At 51.0% G+C, this 14,659-nt stretch carries 9 protein-coding genes; 6 read left to right on the top strand and 3 right to left on the bottom strand.

Features of this window, described 5'->3' with window-relative positions; all coding sequences use genetic code 11:
* Positions 1-79: 79 nt before the first annotated feature.
* Genes O3276_RS21430 through O3276_RS21420 form a run of 3 tightly spaced genes read right to left on the bottom strand, consistent with a single transcriptional unit; the run spans position 80 to position 5,545 of the window.
* The gene (locus tag O3276_RS21430; RefSeq protein WP_269673132.1) at positions 80-829 is read right to left on the bottom strand and encodes a class I SAM-dependent methyltransferase; all 750 of its coding nucleotides are present in this window, start codon (positions 827-829) and stop codon (positions 80-82) included.
* Positions 830-876: 47 nt separating this feature from the next.
* A complete protein-coding gene (gene glgB, locus O3276_RS21425; RefSeq protein WP_269673131.1) occupies positions 877-3,084 on the bottom strand; it encodes a 1,4-alpha-glucan branching protein GlgB in 2,208 nt (735 codons plus the stop codon).
* A gap of 4 nt (positions 3,085-3,088) precedes the next feature.
* Positions 3,089-5,545 (bottom strand): glycogen/starch/alpha-glucan phosphorylase, encoded by a 2,457-nt coding sequence (locus O3276_RS21420; protein ID WP_269673130.1) that lies wholly within the window; start codon positions 5,543-5,545, stop codon positions 3,089-3,091.
* A gap of 544 nt (positions 5,546-6,089) precedes the next feature.
* Here O3276_RS21420 and malE point away from each other — a divergent pair.
* The 6 genes from malE (at position 6,090) to O3276_RS21390 (ending at position 14,638) form a co-directional block, all read left to right on the top strand.
* Entirely contained in the window at positions 6,090-7,307 is a 1,218-nt protein-coding gene (malE, locus tag O3276_RS21415; RefSeq protein ID WP_269673129.1) for a maltose/maltodextrin ABC transporter substrate-binding protein MalE, read from the top strand.
* A 34-nt stretch (positions 7,308-7,341) separates the two neighbouring features.
* Positions 7,342-8,898 (top strand): maltose ABC transporter permease MalF, encoded by a 1,557-nt coding sequence (gene malF / locus O3276_RS21410; RefSeq protein ID WP_269673128.1) that lies wholly within the window; start codon positions 7,342-7,344, stop codon positions 8,896-8,898.
* Between the two features lie 197 nt (positions 8,899-9,095).
* Complete coding sequence (gene malG / locus O3276_RS21405; protein WP_269673127.1) at positions 9,096-9,986, top strand: maltose ABC transporter permease MalG; 891 nt, start codon at positions 9,096-9,098, stop codon at positions 9,984-9,986.
* A gap of 103 nt (positions 9,987-10,089) precedes the next feature.
* The gene (locus O3276_RS21400; RefSeq protein WP_269673126.1) at positions 10,090-11,226 is read left to right on the top strand and encodes an ABC transporter ATP-binding protein; all 1,137 of its coding nucleotides are present in this window, start codon (positions 10,090-10,092) and stop codon (positions 11,224-11,226) included.
* A 21-nt stretch (positions 11,227-11,247) separates the two neighbouring features.
* A complete protein-coding gene (gene malQ, locus O3276_RS21395; protein WP_269673125.1) occupies positions 11,248-13,494 on the top strand; it encodes a 4-alpha-glucanotransferase in 2,247 nt (748 codons plus the stop codon).
* A gap of 364 nt (positions 13,495-13,858) precedes the next feature.
* Positions 13,859-14,638, top strand: a complete 780-nt coding sequence (locus O3276_RS21390; RefSeq protein ID WP_269673124.1) for an outer membrane protein — start codon at positions 13,859-13,861, stop codon at positions 14,636-14,638.
* Positions 14,639-14,659: the final 21 nt, after the last annotated feature.

Here is a 14,659-nt window from a genome sequence, read left to right as displayed (position 1 = left end):
AATCAAACGTACGCAGACGACTAACTATAGTAGCGGGCGATTTTCTTGAGTATATGGACTAATACCGAAAACCTTTCCCTCACGTCCTGAACGCCTCAATTGCCACAATAAACGGATCGGCCTGATACGCAGCCCAGTACTCGCTCCCCCTGGCCTTAAGCCCTTCTTCCGATACGGCTGGATAAAGCACATTCACATTGCTCAAACCAGCCTCTTGCAAACACTGAACAATGGTATCGCTAGACCAGCAGTAATCGGTAAAATGAACCTCAGTATCCCCGACGTGAATGGCCAGCTCAAACGGATCACCGTCCTGCAGGTTTGCCACAGCGTCCACTTTTTTTCCATAGCAGTCATCCGGTGCCTGAGGATTACCCTGCACCCGGGCATGACGCTCAGAATCCAGCGCCAGCAGATAACTATAGCCGCCCGATGACGTATGATGCCAGAGGGTTTCGGCCAGCTCTTTCAGATGGTTCAGGCTGCCCAGGCGACAGGTCAGCCAGAAGGCCAGCACCGCAGAAAATGAACGCTCCAGTCGCAATGTCGTTGGATCCGCCTGCTTGTACTCAATACCCGGTTCAGCAGACTCGTTCAACTGTATAGCCCGATCCAGCATGGCCGGGCACTGATCCACCCCCACCACATACTCAGCCCCGGCCGCCAGGGCAAGGCGGGAAAAGAAACCTTCGCTGCAGCGCAGATCCAGCACAGAGTTTACCGGGTGTGTCACAAACAGACTTTTTACATAAGGGGTGTAAACGTATTTGCCAACGGGGGACTCAGCCACCGCAATGGCATAATCTTCCGGCGTGAAAAAATGACTCATATTCGCGCATCCTTAATGAGCAGTCTGCTCAAATCCAGAGAAATGGATTATTTGGTCAGGTGTAAGAAAACCGTCGCTAATGGCGGTAACGTCATCACTAATGAATGCAGCTGATGATGCATTGGCACAGGCTCTGCCACCAGGGGCAGTTCATTCAACACACCACTGCCGGCAAACTCACGACTGTCGGAACTAAACACCTCTTTCCAGACACCGGCTCCGGGGACTCCCAGCCGGTAATGGGGTCGGACCACCGGGGTAAAATTACAAATGACCACCACTGGTGAGTCATTGACGGTATGCCGACTGAAGGCGATGACTGACTGAAGCACATCATCGGTAATTAACCACTGAAAACCCGTTGGGTCATAATCGGACTGCCATAACGCAGGTGAGGCCTGGTAAGTGGCATTCAAATGCCTGACCATAGTCGTCAGGCCACGGGAAAATTCTTTTTCCTCCGGTAATAACCAGTCCAGCTGACCATCGTGATTCCATTCACGGTGGGAGCCCAGCTCCGCGCCCATAAACAACAATTTTTTACCGGGATGCCCAAACATATAACCGTACAAAGCGCGAAGGTTGGCAAACTGCTGCCACTCATCTCCCGGCATTCGGCTGAGCAGTGTGCCTTTGCCATGGACCACCTCATCATGGGAAAGCGGTAAAATAAAGTGTTCACTGTCGTTGTACACCATACTGAACAGGATCTGATCATGGTGATAACGACGATGCTCCGGGTAGCGGGCCAGGTAATTCAGGCTGTCATGCATCCACCCCATATTCCACTTGTAACCAAACCCCAGTCCGTTGTCGTAAGTAGGCATTGAGACGCCGGGCCAGCTGGTAGACTCTTCAGCAATCATCATGGCATCAGGATAGTGCTGATATACGGCTTCATTCAGCTCCCTGATAAACTGGACGGCCTCAAGGTGCTCATTGCCCCCCAAAACATTGGGCTGCCACTCTCCCTCCCCCCTTGAATAGTCGAGATAGAGCATGGAAGCGACCGCATCCACCCGCAGACCATCCACATGGAACTGTTCAAACCAGAACAACGCATTGCTGATCAGAAAGTGTCTGACCTCCGGGCGTCCGTAGTTATAAATATGTGTCTGCCAGTCCGGATGCCATCCCCTCTGGGGATCTTCATATTCATAAAGATGGGTGCCATCAAAGAGGGCCAGGCCATGACTGTCAGAGGGAAAGTGTGCCGGAACCCAGTCAAGAATGACCCCGATACCGGCATCATGAAACCGGTCTATTAAGGCTTTCAACCCATCCGGATCACCATAGCGGCTGGTTGGCGCAAATAAACCCACCGGCTGATAACCCCAGGAACCATTAAAAGGGTGCTCGTGAAGCGGGAGAAATTCAACGTGGGTAAACCCCATTCCCTGCACATAAGGCACCAGTTGTTCAGCCAGTTCAGTGTAATTCAGTAGCTGACCACGCTTGCCTTTTTTCCAGGAACCCAGGTGCACCTCATAAATACAGACCGGTCGATCTAACCCCTGGCGCTGATGCCACACCGTATTCTGCCATTGATATTTGCCGGAATCATAAACAATGGATGCATTCCCCGGTGGCTGCTCCGCATAACAGGCAAAGGGGTTGGCCTTATGGGGCAGCAGCTGACCATTCGGGTCTTTCAGCTCAAATTTATACAGATCCCCCGCTGTTACTTCAGGAATAAACAACTGCCATATTCCACTGTTGCTGCCGGCCATCTGGTGCAGCCGACCATCCCAGTGGTTAAATGAACCAATCACACTGACACTGCGGGCATGGGGCGCATAAACACGAAATAGGACGCCTTGCCAGCTATGGCCTGACAGCGTCACCGAATGGAGGTGCGCACCCAGTGTATGGTGCAGCCAGTTGTGGCGGATGACCGGCTCTGTACGACAGAGGCTGGAGAATTGATAAGGGTCGTTAGCCCTGAACTGATGATGCTGGGCATTGGTGACCAGCAGATGATATGCCTGAGGCTGCGAGATATCCGGAAAGTGCCGCTCAAACAGCCCCGGTGCAATATCAGTCGCGGGACCCAGGCTCTTTCCGGTAACCTCATCCATAACCTCCACACTGATGGCATCTGGCCGCCATACTCTGACTACCAGCCCTTTACCGGTTCTGGCGGGATGCCAACCGAGCAAATCAAAGGGGCTGGCACAGCAGGTATTCAGAAGGTCATCAAGTACAGTATCCCGGCTGTCAGAATCCAGCCGGATACCTTCAAGAGCATCAGCCATAATCCTAGACTTCAATATTCCAGATAGTTTTACAATAGTCGACAATGGATCGATCCGATGAAAACTTGCCCATGGATGCGGTATTAATGATCGCCATGCGCCACCAGTGGGATGGGTTCTTCCAGGCTTGAACGATCCGGTCATGGGCGTCACTGTAAGACTGATAGTCAGCCAGGGTCAGGAAGTAGTCAGAATCCAGCAGAGACTCCAGCAGTGGACGAAAGGCATCCGGCTCGTCAGGGCTGAAGTCTCCCGATGCCAGCCAGTCTATAACTGCTTTCAGTTCTTCATTGTGCTGATAGACATCCCGGGGGTTATAACCCCGCTGACGCAGATCACTGACATCATCCACCGTCTTGCCGAAAATAAAGATATTGTCTTCACCCACCTCTTCAGCAATTTCCACATTGGCACCATCCAGGGTTCCTATGGTTAACGCACCATTCAGGGCAAATTTCATATTCCCGGTACCTGAAGCCTCAAAACCGGCGGTGGATATCTGCTCGGAAACATTGGCCGCAGGAATGATTTTCTCAGCCAGACTGACCCGGTAATTAGGCAGGAACACCGCTTTCAGCTTGTCCCGAATGCGGCGGTCATTATTGACCCGCTCAGCCACACGGTTAATGGCGTAGATAATGTTTTTCGCCACCAGATAACCCGGTGCTGCCTTGGCTGCAAAAATAAACACCCGTTGTGGTACATCCAGGTCCGGGTCCTCGAGCAGACGACGGTAAATCGCGATGATGTGCAAAAGATTCAGTTGCTGCCGTTTGTATTCATGCAGACGCTTGATTTGCACATCAAAGATCGCCTCAGGATTGACTTTGACACCGCACAGCTCATCAATAACACCAGCCAGGTGTTTCTTATTGTCCAGTTTGATCCGGGCAAATGTTTCCTGAAACTGTGGATCATCAGCCCGGGTCTTTAACTCGCTTAATTGGGCAAGATCGCTGCGCCAGTCGCCGCTGAGTGTTTGATCAATCAGCTCAGCAAGTTCAGGGTTACAATTGGCAAGCCAGCGCCTTGGGGTGACGCCATTGGTGACATTAACAATTTTCTCAGGCCAGAGCTGGTCAAATTCCGGGAAGAGGTTTGCCTTCACCAGCATTGAGTGCAGAGCGGCCACACCATTGACTTTATGACTGCCGATCACCGACAGGTATGCCATGCGTACCATTTGTGGTTCTGCCGGGTTTGTCGGCTCTTCAATAATGGACAGGCGACGTTTCATCTGATGGTCACCGGGCCACTGTACTTCTACCTCCTTATTCAGGAAGTGGTAATTCAGTTTGTAGATCAACTGCATGTGTCTGGGTAAAACCCTTGCGACCAACCCCTGGGGCCAGGTTTCCAGGGCTTCAGGCAGCAGTGTATGGTTGGTGTAGCAGAAAACGCTGCGGCATACTTCCAAAGCCCTGGTAAACACAAAATCCTCTTCATCCATAAGGATTCGCATCAGCTCAGGCACAGCGATTGCCGGGTGCGTATCATTTAACTGAATAACGACTTTACGGGTAAATTCTTCCCAGCCTTGATGCTCACGCTTGTAACGGGCAATAAGATCTGCCAGCGAGCAGGCAACGAAGAAATACTGCTGAATAAAGCGCAGCTCTTTGCCTTCCGGATGACTGTCGTTTGGATAGAGCACCTGACTGATATTTTCTGCAAGAATTTCCCGGAACCTGGAATCCTGATAACGACCGGCATCAAAGCTGTCCAGGTCGAACCCTTCTGTCGCCCGCCCCTCCCAGAGGCGCAGGGTGTTAACACGCTCAGTGTTATAGCCGGTTATTGGCAAGTCCCAGGGAACACCGAGCACTTCCTGGGTATCCTCCCACAGCTTTTTGCCATCAACTTCCCTGACCTTGCCGTATAATCGGATAACCTGTTTTCTTTTCGGTTTTTCAATGCCCCAGGGAAAATTGTCTTCCCGCCAGGCATCCGGGCTTTCCACCTGTTTACCGCTAACAAAGCCCTGCTTGAACAGACCGAAGCGGTAATTAATGCCATAACCAAAAGCGGGAACGTTCAGAGTGGTCAGTGAGTCGAGAAAACAGGCCGCCAGTCGTCCAAGCCCGCCATTACCCAGTGCCGGATCCGTTTCGTATTCCAGAACATCCGCAAGGCTCACGCCAAAACTGGCCATGGCTTGCTCAGCCTGATGGTAGATCCCCAGATTATGGAGGTTGTTGCCCAGCAAGCGCCCTACCATAAACTCAAGTGACAGGTAGTAAACCCTTCGGGCTCCCTGGTCTTTTTCGTCCCTCCGGGTATTCCTTGTGCGATCCAGATTGATCTCCCTGGCCAGCAGGCTTAATGCTTCCCAGTAATCTCCGGGGGTCGCTTCCTCGGGTTCAACCCCGAGAGACTGCTCAACATGACGGCGAATTCCCTGTTCAATCTGAACCGTATCCATATTACGAACTGAACTCAGATCTACATTGATTCTATCCATATCAAACACTCTCTTGTGGCAGCTCAAGCTTGTCAGATTGATCTATTGAGAGGAGTCGTCACAGAAAACAGCTTGAGAAAAGTCACTAAAAACTACCAACCGGTACACGGAGGCAAAGTTAACCCTTGCGCCATGACCAATAATGGAAAACCATGAGTAAGTTATAGTTGCCTGACCCTGATTAAGTATACTTTATGTCGTTTTTTTTAGGGTTATATCAATTTAAACAATATAAACGACGATAAATAATTAATTCATATAAATTAAACAACAACTGACACTTAAATAAAACAACACAGCGAATAATCAGCATTAAAAACAAACTGTTAATAACCAAAACATCACCTTGGTTAATGTATTGGATATTCTTACTGGCATACTCAAACACAGCGATTATTATTAGTCGGTATTCGATTCATTCATCTGGCTAAGACCTGACTGGTTTTTTAGTAATCAACCATGGTTCTTTTAACCTGTTAACGACTTCCCTTACCCGAATAACCAGCCGCTTTCCAGCAGCCTGGTTTACCCGGAGAAATCAGAAATGATCCCTTCGCTGATTAAAAAGACTTTCCCAGTTATCCTGACAGCACTGTCACTGATCTTTGCCGCTAGCGTATCGGCCTTCAGCTCCGACGAGCTGTTGATATGGGTTGGCGGCGACAAAGCCTATGAGGGTATTCGCAAGGTAGGTGCCGAGTTCACTAAAGACATGGAGATAAAAGTTAAAGTCGAAATCCCGGAAAATATTACCGACCGCTTTCAACAGGCAGCAGCCTCCGGCAGTGGGCCTGACATTATTTTCTGGGCCCATGATCGATACGGTGAATGGGCAAGGAGTGGTTTGCTGGCTCCTGTCAGTCCATCTCCAGCGTTCAAAAAAGGGGTGAACAACATTGGCTGGGAAGCCATGACCAGTAATGGCAAAATCTACGGCTACCCTGTCTCTCTGGAAGCCATCAGCCTTATTTACAACAAAGCGATCCTGCCAACACCGCCTGCCACTTTTGAAGAAATGTTTCCCCTGGCCAGGAAACTGAAGCAGCAGCCAGTCCCGAATAAAAAGGATGAAAAAGGCATCATTACGATTATGTGGGATCAGGTTCAACCCTACTTCACCATGCCATTACTGGCAGCAGAAGGCGGTTATGTTTTTCAGAAAACGGCCAAAGGCTATGACGTTAAGAAAACCGGTGTAAACGACAAAGGCGCAATGGAAGGTGCCAGGATGCTGCTCGACCTGATCGATAAAGGCGTGATGCCACGTGGCGTTGACTATGGCGTGATGGAAGCCAATTTCAACCAGCAGAAAGTCGCCATGATGATTACCGGCCCCTGGGCCTGGGCGAATCTGGATAAGAGTAAAATCAACTATGGTGTTGCACCACTGCCCAAACTTCATGGCAAACCGGCCAAAGCATTCGTTGGCGTATGGGGGGCAGCGCTTAATAATGCCAGCCCCAACAAGTCCATCGCCAAAGAGTTTCTGGAGAATTACCTGCTCACCGAACAGGGATTGACCGTTATGAACAATGACGTTCCTCTTGGTGCCGTGGCTAATAAGGCGATGATGGAAAAACTGATGAAAGACCCTCGTATCGCGGCCACTTACCAGAATGTTAAACAGGGCCTGATCATGCCGAATGTTCCGGAAATGGGTAAATTCTGGTCTGCCATGGAGACCGCTCTGCGCAATATTACCAGTGGCCGACAAAACTACCGCGAAGCCCTGAACGACGCGGCCAAACGCATCATCGGTTAACCGTTTTCTGTCGGTAAAAAGAGGCCAGCACGCCATGAGCACAGCAAGAGCTACCAGCAGTAGCGGTGCCTATCTGGTGATCGCCATTGTTGCCGTTATTGATCTGGTACTTTTATACGGTGTGACCTTGATGTATGCCCAGGGAGAGCTGGCTTTTGCCATGCTCGTGCTGGTTCTCGCCGCGGTAGGTTCATGGGTTGTTATCAGCAGTAAAGGGTACAACTATCGCTATGTCTACCCCAGTCTGCTGGGGGTAATCACCTTTATCGTCTTTCCACTGATTTACACGGTCAATGTCGCCTTTACCAATTACAGTTCCAACCACCTGCTCTCCCTTGAGCGGGTCAGGGCTATACACCTGGCGAAAACCTACCGCACGGGCGGCGAATCGTTTTCTTTCAAGATGTATCAGGAAGGCCCCAGCTTCCGGCTGATGCTGACCAGCGCTGCAGGCGGTGAGGCGCACTATCTGACCGGGCCATTTACCGAAAGTGATCAGCCTCAGGAACTGAAAGCCTTTGAATCCATCCATGTGCCAACCGGAGCGGCCCTTCCAATCCGGGAAGTCATCAAAAAACGTTCAACTCTTCAGAAGCTGGATATTGTTCTGCCTGATGGCACTGAACTGGCCATGACCAGTCTGAGAAAGTTCGGCGCTATTGCCAGGGTTTATCGTCCTGATGACCACACTGACCGGCAATACCCGCAACAAAATCTTGCCCTGATCGATAACCGCACGGAAGAGATAATCTACCCGGATATGGCGACGGGGTATTACACCAATGAAGCCGGTACAGAGCAGATGGGTCCCGGTTTTACCATCTATACGGGCTGGGCTAACTTTGTCCGGGTCTTTACTGATCCGGGTATTCAGGGACCTTTCCTGAAGATCTTTTCCTGGACGGTTATTTTTGCCGCGCTTTCTGTTGCCTTCACACTGGTCATCGGCCTGTTAATGGCCTGCCTGGTACAATGGGAACCGCTGAAAGGGAATGGTGTTTACCGGTTGCTGTTGATCCTGCCTTACGCGGTACCGGCTTTTATTTCCATCCTGATTTTCAGAGGACTCTTTAACCAGAACTTTGGTGAAATCAACCTGCTACTGGATATGCTCTTCGGGATTAAACCGGAATGGTTCAGTAATGAGCTGTTGGCCAAATCCATGGTCATCATTGTCAACACCTGGCTGGGCTACCCCTACATGATGATCCTCTGTATCGGACTACTGAAAAGTATTCCGGATGATCTCTATGAAGCTTCAGCCATTGATGGTGCTTCACCGGTCCAGAACCTTTTCTACATTACCATTCCGATGATCATCAAACCGCTGATTCCATTATTGATTGCCAGCTTTGCCTTTAATTTTAATAACCTGGTTCTGATCGCCCTGTTAACCAGTGGCGCTCCGGATATGCTCCACGCCACTACCCCGGCCGGAACTACGGATATCCTGGTGAGTTACACCTTCCGTATTGCCTTTGGTTCCTATGGCCAGGATTACGGTCTGGCCTCTGCGATTGCCACAGTGATCTTTCTGATGGTGGGCTTTATTGCCTGGGTAAACCTGAAAGCAACACGACGATTGCAGTAATGCCGGGAATCATTTTTTTTGAACCACAAAGACACCAAGACACAAAGGAAGCCTTTTTTGTTTGCCGAGCGTAGCTCAGCCAAGCCCATAAAAAACTTTGTGTCTTTGTGCCTTTGTGGTTCCCTTCTTTTAACGCCTTTCGCAACACCCTCAGAGCGTGGGCACGAGATGAAAGAAGTCATACAGGAGAAGTCATCATGGCAATGGTGCAACCAAGAAATCTGCAGTACCGGGTCTGGACTGCCCGTATTGTGATGTGGCTTTTCCTGCTGCTGATCCTGTTCCCTTTTTTCATGATTATCTCGGTTTCCCTGCGCACCGGTAACTTTGCCACGGGCTCCCTGATCCCTGAAAACCCCAGCCTTGAACACTGGTACCTGGCACTGGGTATCCCCTGGGAGAATGCTGATGGCTCTATTACCCAGCCACCGTTTCCGGTGCTGGCCTGGTTGTGGAACTCCATCAAGGTGGCCATCATCAGCTCTGCCCTGATATTGATTCTGGCGACCACCGGTGCCTATGCCTTTGCCCGGCTGCGGTTCCGGTTTAAACAACAGATGCTGACGGCCATGATGATCCTGCAAATGTTCCCGGCCGTTCTTGCCCTCGTGGCCATCTACTCGCTGTTTGACCAGATTGGCGACTACATCCCCTGGCTCGGTCTGGATCGCCTGGGTTCCGTCACACTCGCCTACCTGGGCGGTATGGCACTGCATATCTGGCTGATCAAAGGGTACTTTGAAACCATCGATAACTCCCTGGAAGAAGCAGCGGCTATTGATGGGGCAACGCCCTGGCAGGCCTTCCGTTTTGTGCTGCTGCCGCTGTCCGTCCCCATTCTGGCGGTGGTTTTTATCCTGGCATTTATCGCCAGTATTGCCGAATACCCGGTGGCATCGGTGCTGCTGCAAAGTATGGATAATCTCACCCTTGCGGTGGGCTCCAGACAGTACCTGAACCCTCAGAACTATTTATGGGGCGACTTTGCCGCCGCCGCCGTGCTCTCCGGTTTACCCATTAGCATTATTTTCCTGGCCTGCCAGCGCTGGATTGTCGGAGGACTGACATCGGGTGGCGTCAAAGGTTAAAAAAACGCCGCCCGCTTCCCGCTGCCCGTAAAAGCGTAAGCAAATCCGGCTTTTGCGGGAAGCGGGAAGCGGGCGGCGGGCAGCGATCTTTTAAAGGTGTCCTATGGCAGAAGTTAAACTCGTCAACATTGCGAAAAGTTATGACCAGGGACAAACCTGGACTCTGAAAGACATCAACCTGAACATTGGTAATGGTGAATTTATCGCGTTCATCGGCCCATCCGGTTGTGGCAAGTCAACGCTGCTGAGGATGATCTGTGGGCTGGAAGATATCACCAGTGGTGAGCTGAGCATTGATGGCGAGAAGGTGAATGACTGGCCACCCAATGAGCGTCGTGTGGGCATGGTCTTCCAGTCTTATGCCCTCTATCCCCATATGTCAGTGGCAGAAAACATGGCCTTTGGCCTGAAGCTGGCCAGGGCGCAAAAAAGCGTGGTTGATGAACGGGTGGGTGAAGCCGCCCGCATCCTGCAACTGCAGGCGCTGCTGGAGCGTAAACCCAAAGCCATGTCCGGAGGTCAACGACAGCGGGTTGCTATTGGCCGTTCCATTGTGCAACAGCCCAGGGTCTTTCTGTTTGATGAGCCCCTGTCAAACCTTGATGTGGCCCTGCGTGTCCAGATGAGACAGGAGATTGCCAGATTACATCGCCGACTGAAAACCACCTCCATCTACGTCACCCATGATCAGGTGGAAGCCATGACTCTGGCGGATCAGATTGTGGTATTGAGTCCCCTGGCACAGGGCGCGGCCAGCAACCTTGAGCAGGTGGGCAAACCGCTGGAACTATATCACCACCCGGCCAACCTGTTTGTTGCCGGCTTTATTGGCTCCCCCAAAATGAACTTCTTTGACGGCGTCATTGAAAAAAGCGGAGAACAGGAGACGCATGTTCGTCTGACCACCGGCGAAACCCTGCAAGCCTGTGTCGATACCAGCAAAGCTGATCCGGGCTCCCGCGTGGTGTTAGGGATTCGACCGGAACATACCCTGGCGGAGACCGACAATGGCAATGCCGTTGATGGACGGATTGAAGCACTGGAGCGCCTGGGTGCTGAATCATTTATCTATATGAGCCACGATACCATTCGAGAGCATTTTATTGTGCGGGTAGAAGACTCCCTGCGCCGGGAAGAAGGCAGTAAAATACGTGTCGAGCTGTCACCTGAGCATTGTTATCTGTTCGATGCCAACGGCACGGCCTTTCGCCGAACCCGGGCACCGGAAATTGATCAATAAACTTGCTAAGTGAGTCCATCCATGCACGACATAAAACAGATTGATGCCCTGGCCGGGCTTTGTGGTATTCCCGCCCATTATATTGATGCTGCTGGCAATCCAGTCACCATTGAGACGGACTATAAACTCAATGCGTTAACAGCCATGGGGGTTGCCGCGGGTAACGAGCTGGAAGTCCAGGCCTCCATCGACGGCATTCTCAGAAAGCAGTGGTCGTCATTGATTCCTGTGGTTCACGTGGTTCACTGCGGAGCACTTTTTACGGTTCCCGTTCAGGTTGATGAAGCCCATCGGAATGAATCGCTGCGTGGTGAAATCATTCTGGAAGACAACCGTTCAATACCACTGGCCATCAACCTGTCAGAACTGCCGGAAGAAGACCGGCTCTCGGTGGACCAGCAGGAGCGAATACGCCTGCTCTGCCCGCTGCCGGAAGACCTGCCGGCAGGCTACCATCAGCTGTCCGTTACCCTTTCTGCTCATCAAGAAGCTGATCATCACGACAGCTGCCGCCTGATCGTCGCGCCACAGACCTGCTACGAGCCTGATATTCTCAGCTTTGAACAGCCCGGGCCTACTGAAAAAATCTGGGGAGTCAGTGTCCAGCTCTATACACTGCGCTCAGAAAACAACTGGGGAATGGGGGATTTCAGTGACCTGAAGCAGCTGGTGCACAAACTCGGACCACAAGGGGCGGATATTGTCGGCCTGAATCCAATTCATTCGCTCTACCCGTCCAACCCGCTGCATTGCAGTCCTTACAGCCCGTCCAGCCGAAATTTTATTAATCCACTGTATATCGATGTTACGGCGTTGCTGGAGTATCAGGATTCGGCGGAAATACAGCAACATGTGAACAGTGACGACTTTCTGCGTCAGTTACAGAAAGCCAGGGACAGCTCACATGTGGAGTATGACCGGGTGGCTTCACTGAAGTTTTCAGTACTGGAAATGGCTTTCAGCTATTTTGAGAAACACGTTTCTGGTCAAAAAGCTTCTGGTCAACAAGAGAGCACCAATCAATCCTGCAAGTCAGCTGACTTTAGCCATTACTGTGAAGAAAAAGGTCAGGACCTGGAGCTTCAGGCCACCTATGAAGCCCTCTTTGAGCACTTCAGATCCAGAGATATCAGTAGCTGGGGCTGGAATTGCTGGCCTGCGGACTATCAGGACCCGGACAGCCCGAATGTGAAGGATTTTGTTGCCCGCTCAAAAGAGCGAGTCCGATTTTATATGTACCTGCAGTGGCTGGCCGAGCAACAACTGGCTGAAGCCCAGCAGGCCGCCGTTGAGTCCGGCATGCGTGTCGGTATTTACCGGGACCTTGCCGTAGGCGTAGACAGAGGCGGTGCCGATGTCTGGGCCCACCGTGATGACTATGTTCTCAATGCCAGCGTCGGTGCCCCTCCCGATACCGTTGCGCCACAGGGGCAGAACTGGGGACTCCCGCCCTTCAACCCAAACAGGCTGCGGGAGCAGGCCTATGCACCATTTATCGATATGGTTTATGCCAATATGCAGCACTGCGCTGCACTGCGCATTGATCATGTGATGGGGATACTCCGGCTCTGGTGGTGCCCGCCGGATAAAACCGCAGACTATGGCGTCTACGTTAATTATCCACTGGATGATCTGTTAGGCATCATTAAACTGGAAAGCCAGCGACAACAGTGCCTGATTTTTGGTGAAGACCTGGGGACCGTACCGCCGGAAATAGAAGCGGCGCTGCCAGCAGCCCACTGCTACTCCAATGAAGTGGTGCTCTTTTCCAGGGTCGAAGATCACTTTCTGGCACCAGCAAAGTACAAACCACGAGCCCTGACCTGTATTTCCAATCACGATATTCCCACGCTCAGGGCCTGGTGGAACTGTAATGATCTTGATTTACGACAGGAGCTGGGTATCTACGATTGGGCCAGAACAGAGCAGGAAAAAGTTGCACGGCATGAAGACAAACTGGCTCTGCTCAACACCCTTGCGGATATTGGCGAAGCGCCTTATGGCGTAGACCCCAGTGATTTAAATTCTATGGGCTATAGCCGGGAACTGATGGAAAAGATCCACTATTACCTGGGCAAAACTGCATCCAAAATCATTGTTATCCAGCTGGAAGATGTGCTTGAACTGGATACACCGGTCAATATTCCCGGCACCAGCAGCGAGTACCGTAACTGGAGCCGCAAACTGACCCGCACTATCAGCGAGATATTTGCCAGTGAGGAAAACCGGGTATTGTTCAAAAATCTTGGGCTGACCCGTAAGGCCTGAAAACCCTGAGGAACAGTCTTTAATTAACCCTGAATTCGTATCAAAAATTCATAACCGTGTTTGAGTGTCCAAAAAATTAAAACCGCTTCAGATGTAAACTACACTTACCCAACATCGTCCCAGTTATGTACGACTTGGAACGTAGATATATCTTATACCAATTCCGCCTTCTAAATATGAGATCGAGCAAGTCATTTTGGACAGCTGGGCAAGGCGGAATGACGAGTAATAGCAGGGCTATTGCGAGGAATTCCAACGAAGATCCAGCTGTTCAAAATGGCTGCGCAGTTCATATTTAGAAGGTGGAATTGGTATTAGATCTTCTCCAACTCTACTCCTTCACACAACAGATCTGGTACCACCTATGATAAGCGGCAAAAACAGCTATTTTGCATATTTTGCAACAGCAGGCATAAAGGTGTTTGCCATTGGTATTTTGCCTTTTCTCTTCCTTGGAACATCCTTTGCCAGTGAGCATCCCTGGGATAATGGTGTGTGGTTTGCCCAATTGGGAGGGGGGACTGCATTAAGCAGAAGCCTTGAAGGTGATCGAACGTTAAAACATGCCGGGTTTGATCTGCAAGATCGATTTAAAAACTGGCAAAGCGACCAGCATGGTTTTTTTGGGCTGCTATCCGGAGGCTATGAAATTCCCTGGCAGGACTATCAAGTTCGTTTAGCCGTTAGTTTTAACCAGATGGGCGAGCTCGAACACAAAGGCGTCAGGGGTCCCACGGGTGATCTGGAAAACACTGATCTCAATTATCGCTACAAAACCCGCAGTCGGCAGCTAATGGCTGAAGCAGGTATTCAGCTGCCTGTAACAGACCACAAAATGACCTTTATACAGCTGGGCCTTGGTCTTGGCATCGGCTGGAATAAGTTTCAAGGATTTTCGATAACGCCTGCCGAGGGCAGTATGTCTTCCCTGAATATTTCTGATCATAAAGAAAGTCAGTTGGCATGGAGCCTGGGCGTATCGATTGCTGTTCCTGTCCATGAATCGTTGGGCCTGGAGGCAGGCTATCGCTATTTGCATGGGGGCAAGATTAAATCAGCAAACAGCAGTCAGTACTCCTCACCGCTGGTGGACGACACGCTGGCCTTCCATTTGTATGAGGCTCGCCTGACATGGCGTTTTTGAATTCCCGGTTTCCCTGATGGA

Source organism: Endozoicomonas sp. GU-1 (assembly GCF_027366395.1).
Taxonomy (GTDB): Bacteria; Pseudomonadota; Gammaproteobacteria; order Pseudomonadales; family Endozoicomonadaceae; genus Endozoicomonas.
Note: the sequence above shows the minus strand (reverse complement) of the source record. Positions and strands in the feature narration are given on the sequence as shown.